Genomic DNA, 15196 nt, shown 5'->3' with positions numbered 1-15196 from the left:
CTCTCCGCTTCGCTGCGGCCGGGATGACGAAGGCGGGCCGTCCCCGAAGCAATGACAGGGAGCCGATCCGCTAACCAAAATGCCAGCATCCACCCCGGAACGGGCACAACACCCCAGACCGCCAGGCACAAAAAAGCCCCGAACGGGGCCGAAGGTCGTGCATAAAAAACGGGGCCCCTGGGGGCCCCGTAAAACAAGCTAGTGCTTGTTGTTATACCGCTTGTATGCAGTGCTCGGGCTTAGAAGGACACCCGCATGCCGCCACCGACACCGGTGAAGCTCAGGCTGCGATCGCCGACCACGTTACCGTCAGAGTCCAGGTTGGAATCTTCGGTGCTGTTGTATCCCACACCAGCGAACGCCATCACGCGGTTGCTGAAGTTGTGCTTGACCGCAATCGCGGCGTAGTCGGTGTTGGGGTTGTTGTCTCGACGGCTGTGGCCCAGGTTCAGCACGAAGTCGTTGCGACCCATTGTGTAGGTACCGGACAGGAAGTAGGTGTTAACGTCAACGCTGTCGCCGTCTACACGATCGCGGGAGAGGTCTTCAACTTCACCCACCAGACGGAACGGGCCATGGGACCAGTCGGCACCGATCTTGGTGTTGCGCGAACGAGAGTCACGGAACTCGTAGTCACCAGCATCCGCGTGGGCAACGTACAGGTCGACCGGGCCGACGTCGAAGTTCAGGCGAGCAGACCAGGCGGTGTCGCTGTCGTCGGCATTGTCGAGGAACATGCCCACATCAAGGCTGACGATGCCGAAGCTGTTGCTGTAGCGAACACCGCGGTCGACGTAACCGCCGTTACCAAAACCACCGTCGCCACCCAGGCGGGCGCCATTGGCGCGACCCTGCATGAACGTCGCGTTCAGCGGATCCTTGCCAGCGGTGTTGTAAGAGGAGGTCATGCGACCGGCGATCACCTGGCCAAAGTTGCCGTCCAGGCCTACATAGATGTCGCGGTTACCGGAGTTGAAGCCACCAGTATCTGCAATGCTGGTGCTTGCCGCGCCAGTCTGGAAGTCGCCTTCGAACTTGGCCAGCGCGCTCAGGCCATTACCCAGATCGTGGTTGACCATCACACCGAGGCGGTTCGGGCCGGCGCCATCGGCAGGGGAACCAGCGCCGCCCGCGTCGTGCTGGCGGAAGCCGCTCTCAAAAGTGCCACCATCACCGGAGGCGCTGTGGTGGACGATCTGCGTCTGCAGCTGACCGAACAGGGTGACGGAGGAGTCAGCGGCGGCGAAGGCCGGGACTGCGAAGGCGCCGGCAACGGCGACTGCGAGAATCTGTTTTTTCATGTTGCGTATCTCCCAGGAGAGGTGTTTGGTTCGTTTCTACGCCTGCATCCACGGTCGATGCCGCGAATGACAGGTGTTTTATATACACCACGGTGTCGTATTTCAACCCTTTGTGGCGAAAAAATGTCGAGTGCGTTGGAAGTTTGCGCCTCGGTAACCGGGAGGAACGCATGGATACGGGTGAAAGACAGTGCAGAACTGCATCGCAAGGCACTGAATAAGCGCAATGATGGCAACTCCCGAGAACGCACGGTAGTTGTGATGGAGCACCCATATAAGGATGATCTTATTTTGTAGAAAAGTGCGCTTTCATGCGGGTTAGAGGATGGAATACGGCCGCCCTGAAGCTGTTGCATATGTGCAACGAAGCGGTACAGGGCAGGCGTTCGAGAGTATTTGTTGCGGGAAGGCGACAATTGAGCCGACGGCGCGAAGGCCGGAGTGGAGTGATGCGTTTCGCTTGGTTCAACGCATCCTGCGGCGTGCAAGGCGGAAGATGGAGTTGTAGGAGGCCAGCCCTCTGGCCGATTGGGAGTCGCCCAATGCCCGATCGGCCAGAGGGCTGGCCTCCTACAGGGGGGTGTGGCAGCGATTGCGCTAATCGAGGCCGAAGGCGCGGCGGGCGAGGCGGCGCTTGGCGGGGTCGGCCTGGTCGACCAGGCGCAGGCCGAGGCCGCGCAGCTCGGGGAGCCCGGCCGCCTGGGTGCCGAACAGGAGCTTGAAGCCGTCCATCGCGCGTTGCATGAGGGCGTTTTCCGGGCGGCGGGCGCGGGTGTAGGCGCGCAGGACGGTCTCGGCGCCCGGGTCGTGGCGGGCGGGGCCGCGCAGCCCGTCGACCAGTGTGCGGGCGTCAGCCAGGCCCAGATTCAGGCCCTGCCCGGCCAGCGGGTGGATGGTGTGAGCGGCGTCGCCGGCCAGTACCACGCGGCCCGAGTGGTAGGTCTTTGCGTGCCGGGCGGTGAGCGGGAAGCTGGCGCGCGGGGACGTGGCGGTAATCGCACCCAGGCAGCCATCGGTCTCCTGCTCCAGCGCCGCACAAAAGGCGGCGTCGTCCAGGGCCAGTGTGTCTTCGGCCGCGGGCCATTCGGGCTGCGACCAGACGATGGAGCAACGCCCGTCCGCCAGTGGCAGCAGCGCGATGATCCGGTCCTCGACGAAGCGCTGCCAGGCGGTGTCCTGGTGCGGGTGCTCGGTGGTGATGGTCGCGACGATGCCGCGCGCGTCGTAGTCGTGGCCGGTAAACGGGATACCGACGTAGTCTCGGACACGGGAACGCGCCCCGTCGGCCGCGACCAGCAGGCGGGCCGAGGCGATCGGCTGTCGTTGATCGGCGTACACATCGACCCGGTCGGGGCGGCGGTCGAGGGTTTTCCATTCGGTCTGCGGATACAGGGCAACGCCCGCGGCCTCGAGTTCGGTCCAGAGCACCGACTCGAGCTCGGCGAGTTCGACCGTCCAGCCGAGTGCCGGCACGCCCAGCGCGTCCGCATCGAAGCGGATATGGCCGGGGCCATTGGCGTCCCAGACGTACATGCCGGAGAACGCATGGGCGCGGCGCTGCTCCAATGCCTCGCGCACGCCCAGTTCGTGGAGAAAGGCCATGGACGCGGAGTTGAGCGTGGCGACCCGCGTAACCGGCGCCGTCTCCGGATCGAACTGGGGCGCGGCGTTGCGTTCCAGCACGCCGACCCGCAGGCCCTGCCGCGCGGCGCCCAGGGCGATCGCCCCGCCGACGGCGCCCGCGCCCACGACCAGTACGTCCAGCGTTTCGTCGTGGCTGTCTTTAGTCATGGCGTGCCCTGCCCGGCTGCGGGTAGATGGGCGAGCGTGTGGCGCGGCAGTGGTCCCAGCCCCATCGCGGAGCGGGCCAGCGCATCGCGCGCCGGGCGCAGGCGATCGACCGCCATCATGCCGGCCCCCAGCCCGTGACCGCGCAAGCCGGCGGCGTGCAACAGGCCCCGGGCGAGGAAATCGGTGGCGGTGACGACGCTACTCACATCCTGTCGACGATCTTTCGCATAGGCCTCCAGCACGGCCGCCGCACCAGGGTCGGCCGCAAACGTCGGGGTTCCATCCGCCTGCCGCCCGGTGCGCAGCGCCCCGAGCAGGCCCGCCACGTCGCGCAGCGACAGGTTGAGCCCCTGCCCCGCGACCGGGTGCACGGAATGTGCGGCATTGCCCAGCAGCAGCGCACGCTCGGCGACCGGCTCCGGTGCGTGGACGCGCTCCAGCGGGAAGCGCACGACCGGCCCCGCCGGGCGCAGGCGCCCGAGGGTCCAGCCAAAGCGCGCCTGCAGCGCGCGCAGGCGTTCGGCCTCGCCCTGCTCCAGGCGCTGCTCGCAGGTCCGCGGCGGCGCCACCCAGACGACATTCATGCGGCCATCGGCCTGCGGCAGCAGGGCCAGTGGCCCCTCGTCGGTGAAGCGCTCGAAAGCCTGGCCGTTGTGCGGGCGGTCCGGACGCACGTCGAACACCAAAGCATCGGCGTCGTAGCGCAGCCGCTGCACCGGCAACCCCAGGGCCTTGCGGGCCGGGGAGCTCACGCCGTCCGCCGCGAGGATCAGACGGGCGGACCAGGTCGCCTCGTCCTTCGCCCCCTCAATATGCAGAGTGCGTCGATCCCCTTCGGCCGGATCGAGGCCGGCCAGGGTCGAGTCGTAATGCAGGTCCACACCGGCCGCGCGGCAGGCCTCGTTCAACATCGGGTCCAGGGCGGCGGCCGGAACGACCTGCCCGAGCGCGGCGCGGCCATGGTCGCGCGCGTTCAGGTGCACCCGCCCCAGCCCGCCGCGACGGCTGACCACGATGGATCGGATGGGGGTGGCCTGGTCGGCCACGGAGGACCAGTAGCCGAGGTCGTCCAGCAGCTGGACGGAGCCGGCGGCCAGGGCGTAGCCGCGGGTGTCGGGGCGGGTGGTGTCCGGCTTCGGCGCGGCTCCGCGCTCGAACAGGGCCACGGAATAGCCGGCCCGGGAGAGGGTCGCGGCCGCCAGACTGCCGACCGGGCCGCCACCGATGATGGCGATGTCGGGGGTTTGCACGCTCATCTCAGCGCCGCACCCGGTCATTGCGAGGCTCCGAAGGGGCCGTGGCAATCTCCGGACGCTGGCACAGCGGCCGGATCCGGTGGCTTCGGAAGGCGATCGCCGCGGCGCTGCGCGCCTCGCGATGACGGTACCTGGGGCCACGAACCTTCGTAGGATGCCGATGAGCGCAGCGAATCGCATCAAAGGTGTGGCCACGCCCCAGCGATCGGTGCGTTTCGCAAAGCTCAACGTACCCTACGGTTTTGGGGTGGGCCGGGCTTTGGCGGGAGCGAGGACCCGGAGGGGCCGTGACAATCTCCGGACGCTGGTGCAGCGGCGGGGTCCGGTGGCTGTGGAAGGTGATCGCCGCGGCGCTGCGCACCTCGCGATGACGGTACCTGGGGCCACGAACCTTCGTAGGATGCGGATGAGCGTAGCGAATCGCATCAGGGGCGAGGGCACACCCCGGCGATCGGTGCGTTTCGCGGGGCTCAACGCACCCTACGGTTATGGGGTGGGCCGGGTTTGGCGGAGAGTGCATGGTCAGGTCCAGCCCGGGCGGTCGCCGGCCATGCAGGCTTCGATGTCGTCGGGGGTCTTGGGGCAGGCGGTGGTCAGGACTTCGTGTCCGTCGCGGGTGACGGCGACGTCGTCCTCGATGCGGATGCCGATGCCGCGCAGGGCCTTTGGGGCCTCGGAGTACGGGCCGAAGTAGAGGCCCGGCTCCACGGTGGTCACCATGCCCGGCTCCAGCAGGCGCCAGGCGTCGCCGACGCGGTAGTCGCCGACGTCGTGCACATCCAGCCCCAGCCAGTGGCCGGTGCGGTGCATATAGAAAGGCCGGTAGGCGTGGTCCTTGAGCAGCTTGTCGAGCCGGCCCTTGAGCACGCCCATATCCTTGAGCCCGCGGGTCAGCTCGCGTACGGCGGCATCGTGCGGGTCGTTCCAGTGGTTGCCCGGGCGGGTCTGCTCGATGGCCGCGTGCTGGGCGGCCAGCACGCACTCGTAGACCTCGCGCTGGGTGTCGCTGAAACGGCCGGAGACCGGGAAGGTGCGGGTGATGTCGGAGGCGTAGCCCTGCACCTCGCAGCCGGCATCGATCAGCAGCAGGTCGCCGTCGTTCAGGACATCGCGGTTCTCGATGTAGTGCAGGATGCAGCCGTTCTCACCACCGCCGACGATGGAGGGATATGCCGGCTCGGTGCCATGGCGGTGAAACTCGTGCAGCAGCTCGGCCTCGACCATGAACTCGGTCACGCCCGGTCGCGCCGCCTGCATCGCGCGGATATGGGCCTGGCACGAGATCGCCGCCGCGTGGCGCATCATGCGCAGTTCCGGGGCCTTCTTGAACAGGCGCTGTTCGTGCACGTAGTGCTCGACCGCGACGTATTCATGCGGGGCCCGTACGCCGTTGCGCGCCTTCGCGCGGACCCGATTGACCCAGCCGAACAGCCGCTGGTCCAGCGCCTCGTCACGCCCGAACGGGGCACACAGCACGCGCCGATTCTCCATCAGGCCCGGCAGGATCTCGTCGATGTCCTCGATCGGGAACGCGCACTCCGCGCCGTAGTGTTCCATCGCCCCGTCCGGTCCGGCGCGCCGCCCCTGCCAGGTCTCCTGCGTGGGGTCGCGGTCGCGGCAGAACAGGATGTACTCCCCGGCCTCGCGTCCGGGGACGCACACGGCGACCGCATCCGGCTCCGGGAAGCCCGTAAGATAGAGGAAGTCGCTGTTCTGTCGAAACGGGTAGTCGACATCGCGATTGCGCACCTGCTCGTGCGCCGCGGGCACCACGATGATCGAGTCGCCACCCACGCCGCGCATCAGGCGCTGACGCCGCCGGGCGAACTCGGCCAGGGTGATGGTCGGGGTCTTGCCGGGCAGCGGGGGGCGCGTGGGGGCATTCATTGCATCGGGATCCGTTTCGGGTCGTCCGGGGCGAGCTCGTCGGCGATCAGCAATACACCGACGCGCACATATTCGTTGAGTTCCTCGAAGGCGGCGGCGTTGTCTTCGTCGTCCTCCGGCTCCAGTTCGATGCGCGCAATCTCGGCAAAGTCGCGCAGGATTTCGCTGGCCTCGGCCGAGGGCTTCATCTGCTGTAGCCGGGGCATCTGCCCGAAACCCGAGATAAAGCCGTCGACCCACTCGGACAGGGCCTGGGCACGCGCCTCGATCGGCTCGTCCTCCGGCAGCAGGGGCCCGAAGCCGAGCTCGACGTCGTACAGCTGCGCCAGCAGTGCCCGGCGGATCGCCTCCACCGTCGCGCGGAAGTCGTCCGGCGCGGCATCGGTCAGCGGCAGCGCCTCGCCCAGGCTCTGTTCCAGCGCCTCGACATCCGCGCCGGGGTCCGCGACCACACAGCCGGTGAACAGCCCGTGGGCGGAGGCCGGCGTTTGCGCGAAGCCCATGCGGCGCAGGCCATGCGCGAGCTGCTCGGCCAGCGCGGTCGGGTCGGATTCAAGGCCGCCGCGCGCCTTGGTCGATTCGCCGGTCGGAGCAGCCATCAGAAGGACTCCAGACGGGCTTCGTACGGAAACAGCAGGAAGCGGTAGAGGTCGTCACCGACCTGCAGATGGGTGAACTGCGGCTCGCCCAGCTTGATCGCGCTGGACCCGGTGGCCGACAGCGCATTCAGACCAAAGCGCTTCTCCGCGATCAGGTCCGCCAGCAGCTGCTCCAGATCCGCGCGCGGGATCGCCCCGGTATTGTCCACGATGCGGCAGGGCTTGCCGTTGTGGGCGGTGCCCTCGATCACGGTGGCCTGCGGGTCGGGTTCGGGGGGCTGGGTCATGGGCGCGGCAGTTCCTGAGAAATGATATGCCGCCTATTGTGACCAGCCCGCCATAGGAGTCGCAACAAAGCGCCGTGTCCGCGCGCGTTTGGCCCTGTCGCCGCCGGCAGTCGCGGATGGCAATAGTGAAGGCGCTCCCGCAAAAAGGTCACACAAGTTGACGATTTGCGGGGGGGCCTCCTAGACTCCATGGACTGCGTCGCGCGCCGTGCGCGGTCGCCTTCACCGAACCGGGGCCTGTCGCCATGTCGTCCGAGGATTCCAGCCACGATCCCGTCGAGCGCCTCGAGACCGCGATTACGCGGCTGCTCGATGAACATGCCGCCCTGCGCGAGGAGAACAATCTGCTGCACGAGCAGATTCGTCAGCTCAAAAGCGAGCGCGCGGCCTTCAAGGAACGCAACGAACAGGCCCGCCACCGGGTCGAGACGATGATCGCCCGCCTGCGGTCGATGGAGCACAGCGAATGAGCCAGTCCGAACCCGTACGCGTCTCGATCCTGGGCAAGGAATACCAGATCGCCTGCCCGCCCGAGGAACGCGCCGACCTGTTTGCCTCCGCCTCCCTGGTCGACGAGCGCATGCGCGAACTGCGCGACACCGGCCGCGTGGTCGGCGCCGAGCGCATTGCCGTGATGGTGGCGCTGAACCTCGCTCACGAGATGCTCGACTGTCAGGAGCAGCTCAAACGTGCCGAGCAGACCGGCCCGGCCCGCATCACCGCCATCGCCGACCGCATCGAACAGTCACTGGGCACGCCCCGCTCCTGAATCCCCCCACCCCCGCGCCGTAGGATGGGATGAGCCAGGCGAATCCCATCAAGGGTTCCCACGGCACGGGGAATGGTGCGTTACGGCCGGTAGATATCCACCCCGGACGGCGGATCGAAGGTAAACGCAGCCTCGTCGACCGAGGCATTGCGCTCGCTTTGCTCGAAGTGAATCTCGGTCTCCTGGCCGAAGATGTCGCGGAAGGCCATGCGGGTCAGGTCACCATCCGGCGTCAGGTCCAGCTCGAGGTGCGTAAAGTCCGCCTGTTCGTTGCGCGGGATCAGCAGCAGGCGCAGGGCCGAGGCATCCCGTACCGGCAGCACATCCATGCGGAAGTGTTCGTCCAGCCGCTCCGGCTGGGTGATCGCCGCGATCGGTGTCGCATCGAAGGCATCCCCCAGCGGGCGCACGGTCGCCTGCGCCAGGTCCGGGTCATAGGTCCACAGGTCCTCGCCATCGGACACGATCGTCTGCGGGAAGGGCTCGGTCACCTCCCAGCGCAAGCGGTTGGGCATGCCCAGCTGCATCGAGCCATCGGACTCCTGCAGCACATAGCCCGTCTCGTCGCGTACCGTCTGCGTGAACTCGGCCGTAAAGGTCTCCAGTCCCTCGACAAAACGGTCCAGCGCCGCGCGCGCATCCGGCGCCGGGCCGCGCTCGGCCGCCAGCGGCCCGGCGAACAGGAACATCGTCGTCGCGGCCAGGGCGAGCAGCAGGCGGGAAACAAGTCGGACAGTCATGCGGGCTCCAGTTGCATGTTTACGATGATCCTGCGCCCGGTCGCTTAACCGGGCGTGAATACCACAACAGAAAGGTCGAGCCAGATCACAGGATCCGGTACATGGACCCGGCCGAGCGTTAGGGAAACACTGATTAATGTACACACTCGCGTTGGCACCCCAGGTTTTCCGAGACAAGGCGCGTTGCGCAGCGGGTAGTGGTTCTACCTGCAAGGGGCGCAACGCAGGATCGGGGAACCTGGGGTGCCAACCCCGAAGGGGCTCGGCCGCTTTTGCGCGCGCACGGCGTTGCGGCTCCCTTGTGCAGAATGACTGCACGGCAGTCACCGCGCCTTGTTCGCACGCAAAAGCGACTCGAGCGCGAGCGTGTACATTGATCAGTGTTTCCCTAGTCGTTCGGTCCCGGGACCAGGACCTCGCGATTGCCATTGGACTGCACCGGGCTGACCAGCCCGGCGGCCTCCATGTCCTCGACCATGCGCGCGGCACGGTTGTAGCCGATCTTCAGGCGGCGCTGGATGAACGAGATCGAGGCCTTGCGCGTCTCGATCACGATCTGCACAGCCTGGTCGTAAAGCGGGTCGGTCTCCGCCTCGCCATCGCCCGGTGCCTCCAGCCCCGGGATCGCGGCGGCCCCGGCCTCCGGCTCGTCAAGGATCGCCTCGTTGTAGTTCGGCTCGCCGGTAGATTTCAGGTACTCCACCACCTGATGGACCTCGTTGTCGCCGACGAAGGCACCATGTACGCGCTCCGGCATCGCCTTGCCCGGCGGCAGGTAGAGCATGTCGCCGTGGCCCAGCAGGTGCTCGGCCCCCATCTGGTCGAGGATGGTGCGCGAGTCCACGCGCGAGGAGACCTGGAAGGCGATACGGCTGGGGATGTTCGCCTTGATCAGGCCGGTGATCACGTCCACCGACGGGCGCTGGGTGGCCAGGATCAGGTGGATACCGGCGGCGCGCGCCTTCTGCGCCAGGCGTGCGATCAGCTCCTCCACCTTCTTGCCCACCACCATCATCATGTCGGCGAACTCGTCGACCACGATCACGATGAACGGCAACGGCTCCAGCTCCGGCGCCTCGGTCTCGGTCAGCGCCTCCTCCGGCTTGAACAGTGGGTCCTTCAGCGGCTCGCCGGCGGCCTCGGCATCGCGCACCTTCTTGTTGAAGCCGCCGATGTTGCGCACACCCATCGCCGACATCAGCTTGTAGCGCCGTTCCATCTCTGCCACCGCCCAGCGCAGGGCGTTGGAGGCATCCTTCATGTCGGTCACGACCTCGCACAGAAGGTGCGGGATGCCGTCGTACACCGACAGCTCCAGCATCTTCGGGTCGATCAGGATCAGGCGTACGTCGTCCGGCGTGGACTTGTACAACAGCGACAGCAGCATCGCGTTCACGCCGACCGATTTCCCGGAGCCGGTCGTCCCGGCCACCAGCAAATGCGGCATCTTCGCCAGATCCGCCATCACCGGGCCGCCACCGATGTCCTTGCCGAGCGCCATGGTCAGCGGCGACTTGTTCGCGTCGAACAGCTCCGAGCGCAGGATCTCCGAGAGCGCCACGATCTCGCGGTTCTCGTTCGGGATCTCCAGGCCCACGGTGGACTTGCCCGGGATCACCTCGACGATGCGCACCGCCATCACCGACAGCGAGCGCGCCAGATCGGTGGACAGCCCCGAGATGCGCGAGGCCTTGACGCCAGCGGCCGGCTGCAGCTCGAAGCGCGTGATCACCGGGCCCGGCTGCACCGCGACCACCTCGACCTCCACGCCAAAGTCCTTCAGCTTCAGCTCTACCAGGCGCGAGAGTGCCTGCAGCGACTCCTCCGAGAAGCCATCCGGCGGGGGTGGCGCCTCGTCCAGCAGGGACAGCGGCGGACGCGGATCGGCCCCGGACCCTTCGGTGAACAGCGGGACCTGCTTTTCCTTCTGTACGCGCGGGCTGGGCGCGGGCGCCTCGATGCGCGGCTCCACGCGCGAGGGCGCGCGCTTCTCGGTGCGCTTGCGCTCCTTTTCCACCCGCGTCTCGCGCTCGGCCCGCTCGCGCGCGCCGATGCGGCGATCCCGGGCCGAATCCAGCTGAGCGCGAAGCCGCTCGAAGCCACGGACGGTCAACTGACCCAGCCGGTCCATCAGCAGGAACCAGGACAGGCCCGTGAACAGCGTCACCCCGGCCAGGAACAGCGCCAGCAGCACCAGCGTCGCCCCGACCAGGCTCAGCCCGGCCACGGCCCAGCCGGCAAACAAGTCTCCGAGGATGCCGCCCGCGTGCACCGGCATCCCGCCCGGGAGCAGGTGCAACGCGGCCAGCGCCGCGCCCGAGATCAGTGCCACAATCAGCGCGACCCCGCGCACGGTCAGTTCCATCGGGCTGGCGATCCGCGCCTCGCGGCGATGCCGGAACAGCCACCAGCCGATGCCGCCGACCGCCAGCGGAATCAGGTAGGCCAGATAGCCCAGCAGGTGAAACGCGATGTCCGCAAACCAGGCGCCGGTGGTGCCACCCAGGTTGCGCAGGCTCTCGCCATCGCCGGTGGTGGACCAGGCCGCATCGCCCGGGTGATAGCTCACCAGGGCGACCAGCAGATAAAGCGCCAGCATGCCGAAGATCAGCAGCGCACCCTCGCGCAGCCCGCGCAGCAACTGCCCGCTCAGGCTGGGTGCCGCAGCCGGCTCTGCCGTCTTCCTGCCCTTGCCCCCGGATTTGGCCTTGCTTGCGGCCATGCGCTCCCCATTGTGTTCGGCCCGCGACACGGGCATTGCGAATCATCGCGCAGTTTACCGATTAAGACGTCGTTCGTGGGGGCCGATCTCCCTCCCTGCGAAACGGGTCCGGATCGGCCGACCAGATCCAGCCCTCGCGGCCCGCCAGCGCCGCCTCATCCGCGGTCGGCGCGACTGCGTGTCCGGCCAGGAAATCGACCCCGGCCAGCACGCACAGCGCCGCATCCAGCGTATCGTCGGTGGCGACACTCAGGTCTGGCACGGGCCCCTCGAAGGCCTCGGGCAGCCGGGCCCGGACATCGACACGGGTATCCCAGCCACGGACCCTGCGCAGGGCGGCCGGATACACCTCGATCGCAGCTGAATCGGCAACCGGCCCAGCAACCCGGGGCAGCGGAAGCGCCCGTCCGCTCTGGTCGCGCAGCGCTTGCAGCAGATTGACCGCCGCCAGCGCAGTGCGCGCGATGAAGTTCGCCCCCACCTCCAGCGGGCGCTTGCCGAGGCGCTCCCGAATCACCCGGTCGGTATGGCGGTGGAACATCGCATCCGCGTCCGCCGTAATGCCCGCACCGGCCTGGTGCCCCGACAGTTCCCGCGCCAGGGCGCTGGGCCAGCCGAGCGGGGCATCCAGGCACAGCAGAACGGGTCCCGGCGTATCCATCCAGCCGGCCACGATCGCGGCCGCCGGCTCGCTCGGGTGCGCGCGGCGGGCTTCCTCCAGGCGCAAGTCGTCGCCGGACCAGCGGGCACAGGCCAGCCCGGTCTTGCGCGGCTGGGTGGCACAGTCGACGCCGATGATGCGGATGGGGTTGCTCACGGACACCGGCCCCAGACCGCGAACACCGGGTCGGAATAATCCAGGCGCCCGGCATAAGGGTCGTCCGGCGGGCGCGGCAGGCCGCGCAGCGAGAGCGTGGAAAGGTCGTCGAACCCTGCGCGCAGGAACAAATCGAGCACCAGCCCCATGCGCTCGAAGTCGTACAACTGCTCCCAGACCGCGATCGCCTTGGTCGGGAAGCAGCGATCGGAGAACGCCACCACGAACACCCCACCCGGGCGCAGAAGCTCGCGCACCGAGGCGAATACCGCCTGTGGGCGCGTCAGGTATTCCACCGAGGCGGTGCACACCACCGCATCGAAGCTCGCGGGCGGCATCGGAATCGCCGGCTGCCGGTTCAGGTCGTGCACCAGGGCCTGATCCAGGGCCTCGTTGGCGGCCAGCTCCTCGTGGTTCATGCCCAGCCCGACAACCGCCTCGGGCCCTCGCAGCTGATCGAGGTGCGATGCCCAGCTGCTCATCAGGTCCAGCACCCGTGCACCCTGCGGGATCAGCGTGGCGTACAGCGCCGCGATCCGGGCACGGGCCGTGGCATCCAGGTGGTGCACCATGCGTGGCCCGGCGTAGAACTCGCGATCGGGCGCGGGATCCTCGCGCTCACAGGCCTCCCCAGACCAGAAGTCCGTCGGCCGCCCGTGCCACCGCGCCTGCATCCCCGGGCCGCGCGCCGTCAGCATCCGGGTAACAGCCACCGCCCGATCGTCTTCGCGTCCCTGCTCGTGAAACGCCATTACCCGAGCGCGCAGCTGCAGGTCGTCCATGCCCGCCAGCGGATGGTTCAGGTCCGCGACGAGCCGCGCGTCTTCCAGCTTGCCGATGCGGAACAGCTCGCGGTCGCCGGCCTCGATGCCGGCATGGCCGGCGATGAACGCACGCGGATAGAAACGCCCGGCCCGGGGTTCCACCACCCGATGCCGGCGCAGGCGGCGATTGAACGCCGCCGGCGGCAGTTCGACCTCCCCGGCCGGGTCCCACCCCGGGACCAAAGGTGCCCCCGGAACGTCTACTGCCTCGCCGACATCCACGCCGGCCAGCTGCGACCCGATGGCGCCCGGCCAGACGTCGTGCGCCGGCATCAGCCACGGCAGGAACAGGCACTCGCGATGCCGCACCTCGGCACTGCTCCAGTCCAGGGTAAAACCGACATCCAGCGCCGGGCGCGGCGTACCCATGGCCGTTGGCGCGCGTTCCGGGCAGGCAAAGGGGTCGTACATCCGTTGGTGTTTCCCTGTGGGCATTCCCGGTATGGTACGGCGAATCACCTTGAGGATATGCCCATGCCCCGTAGCGGTCGCGCTCTGTTGTACCTGATCGTTCTGACTGTGCTCGCGGGGCTGCTGGCTGCCCCTGCCGCGGCCCAGCCCCCCGGGGCCACGGCAGGCTCCGATCTCGGTGAGACGGAAACACTGCGGGTCGGCACCCGCTTCGTACCTCCCTTCGTGATCCCGCCGGACGATGCCGAGGGCCACCCCACCGGCATCGCGATCGAACTGTGGGAGCGGGTCGCGGAGCGCCTGGAGCTGGACTACGAGTACCGCGAGACCAGTCTCGAGGGGCTGATCGACGGGCTGGGGGACGGGCGTATCGATGTCTCGGTCGCCGCCCTGACCGCCACCTCGGACCGCGCCGAGCGGGTCGATTTCACTCACCCCTATTACACTACCGGGCTGTCCATCGCCGTGCCTCAGCAGGGCAACCCGGTGGCCGGGGCGCTGCGGGCCTTCATCTCCGTTCCCTTTCTGATGGTGGTACTGGCCCTGGCCGGACTGCTCCTGCTGGTGGGCGCGCTGCTGTGGCTGTTCGAGCGTCGGCGCAACGCCGACGAGTTCGGTGGCAACGCCGCCCAGGGGCTCGGCTCCGCGTTCTGGTGGGCCGCAGTCACCATGACCACGGTCGGCTATGGCGACAAGGCCCCGCGCACCCTGCCAGGACGCATGATCGCGCTGGTCTGGATGTTCGCCGCGCTGATCCTCGTGTCTACATTTACTGCCGCGATCGCGACCACGCTGACGGTCAGCTCGCTGGATACCGGCATCCAGAATGTCTCCGACCTGGAGGGTCAGCGTATCGCCACCATCGGCGGCTCCAGTGCTGCCGCCTGGCTGAACGATCAGGGCTTTGCCTACCGCGACCACCAGGACCTGACGTCCGCCCTCACGGCGGTGGCCGAGGGGCGCGCCGATGCGATGGTCTACGACGCCCCGCTGCTGCGCTACCAGACGCGCGAACACTTCGCCGGCGAACTGGAGGTCCTGCCGGTGGAGTTCCTGCGCCAGGACTACGCCCTCGCCCTGCCCCAGGGCTCGCCCCTGCGCGCCCCGATGAACGTTGCCATACTGGAGATTCTGGAATCCGACGACTGGCAGCGCGTGCTGCGCCGCTATCTCGGCAACTGACCAGCCGGGCGGGGAGTAAAGACATCATGGCTGAAACATTTCTGGTGGCCATCGTCGATCAGGATCGCGAGGACCTGGCGCTGGCGATCGCGGCCGAGGAAGGCGGCGCGGACGGCACGGTGATGCACGGCGCGGGGCTCGGCTTTCCGGACCACATGACCTTTCTCGGCGTGACCTACCAGGGCCGGGAGTCGATCTGCATCTGGGAGCTGGACGAGGAACGCGCCGAGCGCATCGCCCGCCGCCTGAACCTGGAACTGGACCTGCTGCAGCCGTACAACGGCCTGGCCTTCACACTGGATGCCCAGGCCCTGGCGGGCATGCAGTTCGCGGGTACCCCCGCCCAACCCTAAGGAAACACTGATCAATGTACACGCTCGCGTTGGTACCCCAGGTTTTCCGAGACAAGGCGCGGTGCGCAGCCGGTAGTGGTTCTACCGGCAAGGGCCGCAACGCAGGATCGGGGAACCTGGGGTACCAACCCCAAGGGGCTCGGCCGCTTTTGCGCGCGCACCGCGTTGCGGCTCCCTTGTGCAGAATGACTGCACGGCAGTCACCGCGCCTTGTTCGCACGCAAAAGCGACTCGAGCGCGAGCGTGTACATTGATCA

General features: G+C 67.9%; 14 protein-coding genes. 4 read left to right on the top strand and 10 right to left on the bottom strand.

Translation table 11 applies throughout. The features are described from left to right. Nucleotides 1–239: 239 nt before the first annotated feature. The 6 genes from F791_RS0111895 to F791_RS0111870 form a co-directional block, all read right to left on the bottom strand. Complete coding sequence (locus F791_RS0111895) at nucleotides 240–1301, bottom strand: porin (RefSeq protein WP_019592687.1); 1062 nt, start codon at nucleotides 1299–1301, stop codon at nucleotides 240–242. A gap of 597 nt (nucleotides 1302–1898) precedes the next feature. Then, entirely contained in the window at nucleotides 1899–3092 is a 1194-nt protein-coding gene (locus F791_RS0111890) for an FAD-dependent monooxygenase (RefSeq protein ID WP_019592686.1), read from the bottom strand. After that, nucleotides 3089–4348: an FAD-dependent monooxygenase gene (locus F791_RS0111885; RefSeq protein WP_019592685.1), complete on the bottom strand. Its 1260-nt coding sequence runs from the start codon at nucleotides 4346–4348 to the stop codon at nucleotides 3089–3091. The genes F791_RS0111890 and F791_RS0111885 overlap by 4 nt, the downstream gene beginning before the upstream one ends. 522 nt (nucleotides 4349–4870) lie before the next feature. Further along, nucleotides 4871–6235, bottom strand: coding sequence for a Xaa-Pro aminopeptidase (gene pepP / locus F791_RS0111880; protein ID WP_019592684.1), 1365 nt, complete (start codon nucleotides 6233–6235; stop codon nucleotides 4871–4873). Next, complete coding sequence (locus F791_RS0111875; RefSeq protein WP_018138364.1) at nucleotides 6232–6834, bottom strand: UPF0149 family protein; 603 nt, start codon at nucleotides 6832–6834, stop codon at nucleotides 6232–6234. Before F791_RS0111875 ends, pepP begins: the two co-directional genes overlap by 4 nt. Further along, entirely contained in the window at nucleotides 6834–7121 is a 288-nt protein-coding gene (locus F791_RS0111870) for a hypothetical protein (protein ID WP_018175511.1), read from the bottom strand. The genes F791_RS0111875 and F791_RS0111870 overlap by 1 nt, the downstream gene beginning before the upstream one ends. Before the next feature lie 245 nt (nucleotides 7122–7366). Between F791_RS0111870 and zapB the strand changes: the two genes are divergently transcribed. Continuing rightward, on the top strand, nucleotides 7367–7591 hold the full coding sequence (gene zapB / locus F791_RS0111865) for a cell division protein ZapB (RefSeq protein ID WP_018138362.1): 225 nt from the start codon (nucleotides 7367–7369) through the stop codon (nucleotides 7589–7591). Continuing rightward, complete coding sequence (locus tag F791_RS0111860) at nucleotides 7588–7890, top strand: cell division protein ZapA (protein WP_018175510.1); 303 nt, start codon at nucleotides 7588–7590, stop codon at nucleotides 7888–7890. The genes zapB and F791_RS0111860 overlap by 4 nt, the downstream gene beginning before the upstream one ends. 80 nt (nucleotides 7891–7970) lie before the next feature. Here the strand turns inward: F791_RS0111860 and lolA are convergent, their stop codons facing one another. The 4 genes from lolA to F791_RS0111840 form a co-directional block, all read right to left on the bottom strand. Further along, nucleotides 7971–8630 (bottom strand): outer membrane lipoprotein chaperone LolA, encoded by a 660-nt coding sequence (lolA, locus tag F791_RS0111855; protein ID WP_019592683.1) that lies wholly within the window; start codon nucleotides 8628–8630, stop codon nucleotides 7971–7973. 388 nt (nucleotides 8631–9018) lie between these two features. Continuing rightward, nucleotides 9019–11388, bottom strand: a complete 2370-nt coding sequence (locus tag F791_RS0111850) for a DNA translocase FtsK (protein ID WP_019592682.1) — start codon at nucleotides 11386–11388, stop codon at nucleotides 9019–9021. A 25-nt stretch (nucleotides 11389–11413) separates the two neighbouring features. Then, the gene (locus F791_RS0111845; RefSeq protein ID WP_020404934.1) at nucleotides 11414–12169 is read right to left on the bottom strand and encodes a DUF429 domain-containing protein; all 756 of its coding nucleotides are present in this window, start codon (nucleotides 12167–12169) and stop codon (nucleotides 11414–11416) included. Beyond that, the gene (locus tag F791_RS0111840) at nucleotides 12166–13404 is read right to left on the bottom strand and encodes a methyltransferase domain-containing protein (RefSeq protein ID WP_019592681.1); all 1239 of its coding nucleotides are present in this window, start codon (nucleotides 13402–13404) and stop codon (nucleotides 12166–12168) included. The genes F791_RS0111845 and F791_RS0111840 overlap by 4 nt, the downstream gene beginning before the upstream one ends. 63 nt (nucleotides 13405–13467) lie before the next feature. Between F791_RS0111840 and F791_RS0111835 the strand changes: the two genes are divergently transcribed. Together F791_RS0111835 and F791_RS0111830 are read left to right on the top strand one after the other, a co-directional pair. Next, the gene (locus F791_RS0111835) at nucleotides 13468–14586 is read left to right on the top strand and encodes a transporter substrate-binding domain-containing protein (protein WP_018138357.1); all 1119 of its coding nucleotides are present in this window, start codon (nucleotides 13468–13470) and stop codon (nucleotides 14584–14586) included. Between the two features lie 26 nt (nucleotides 14587–14612). After that, on the top strand, nucleotides 14613–14939 hold the full coding sequence (locus tag F791_RS0111830; protein ID WP_018138356.1) for a hypothetical protein: 327 nt from the start codon (nucleotides 14613–14615) through the stop codon (nucleotides 14937–14939). Nucleotides 14940–15196 lie beyond the last annotated feature (257 nt).

The organism is Thioalkalivibrio sp. ALRh (genome assembly GCF_000381425.1).
Taxonomy (GTDB): Bacteria; Pseudomonadota; Gammaproteobacteria; order Ectothiorhodospirales; family Ectothiorhodospiraceae; genus Thioalkalivibrio.
Note: the sequence above shows the minus strand (reverse complement) of the source record. Positions and strands in the feature narration are given on the sequence as shown.

Bases quoted from the DNA above. Each gene is read 5' to 3' on its own strand.
- F791_RS0111835 (WP_018138357.1), top strand. From the start codon at position 13,468: ATGCCCCGTAGCGGTCGCGCTCTGTTGTACCTGATCGTTCTGACTGTG.
- F791_RS0111840 (WP_019592681.1), bottom strand. From the start codon at position 13,404: ATGTACGACCCCTTTGCCTGCCCGGAACGCGCGCCAACGGCCATGGGT.
- F791_RS0111850 (WP_019592682.1), bottom strand. From the start codon at position 11,388: ATGCCCGTGTCGCGGGCCGAACACAATGGGGAGCGCATGGCCGCAAGC.
- F791_RS0111895 (WP_019592687.1), bottom strand. From the start codon at position 1,301: ATGAAAAAACAGATTCTCGCAGTCGCCGTTGCCGGCGCCTTCGCAGTC.
- F791_RS0111890 (WP_019592686.1), bottom strand. From the start codon at position 3,092: ATGACTAAAGACAGCCACGACGAAACGCTGGACGTACTGGTCGTGGGC.
- F791_RS0111885 (WP_019592685.1), bottom strand. From the start codon at position 4,348: ATGAGCGTGCAAACCCCCGACATCGCCATCATCGGTGGCGGCCCGGTC.
- F791_RS0111860 (WP_018175510.1), top strand. From the start codon at position 7,588: ATGAGCCAGTCCGAACCCGTACGCGTCTCGATCCTGGGCAAGGAATAC.
- zapB (WP_018138362.1), top strand. From the start codon at position 7,367: ATGTCGTCCGAGGATTCCAGCCACGATCCCGTCGAGCGCCTCGAGACC.
- pepP (WP_019592684.1), bottom strand. From the start codon at position 6,235: ATGAATGCCCCCACGCGCCCCCCGCTGCCCGGCAAGACCCCGACCATC.
- F791_RS0111875 (WP_018138364.1), bottom strand. From the start codon at position 6,834: ATGGCTGCTCCGACCGGCGAATCGACCAAGGCGCGCGGCGGCCTTGAA.
- lolA (WP_019592683.1), bottom strand. From the start codon at position 8,630: ATGACTGTCCGACTTGTTTCCCGCCTGCTGCTCGCCCTGGCCGCGACG.
- F791_RS0111830 (WP_018138356.1), top strand. From the start codon at position 14,613: ATGGCTGAAACATTTCTGGTGGCCATCGTCGATCAGGATCGCGAGGAC.
- F791_RS0111870 (WP_018175511.1), bottom strand. From the start codon at position 7,121: ATGACCCAGCCCCCCGAACCCGACCCGCAGGCCACCGTGATCGAGGGC.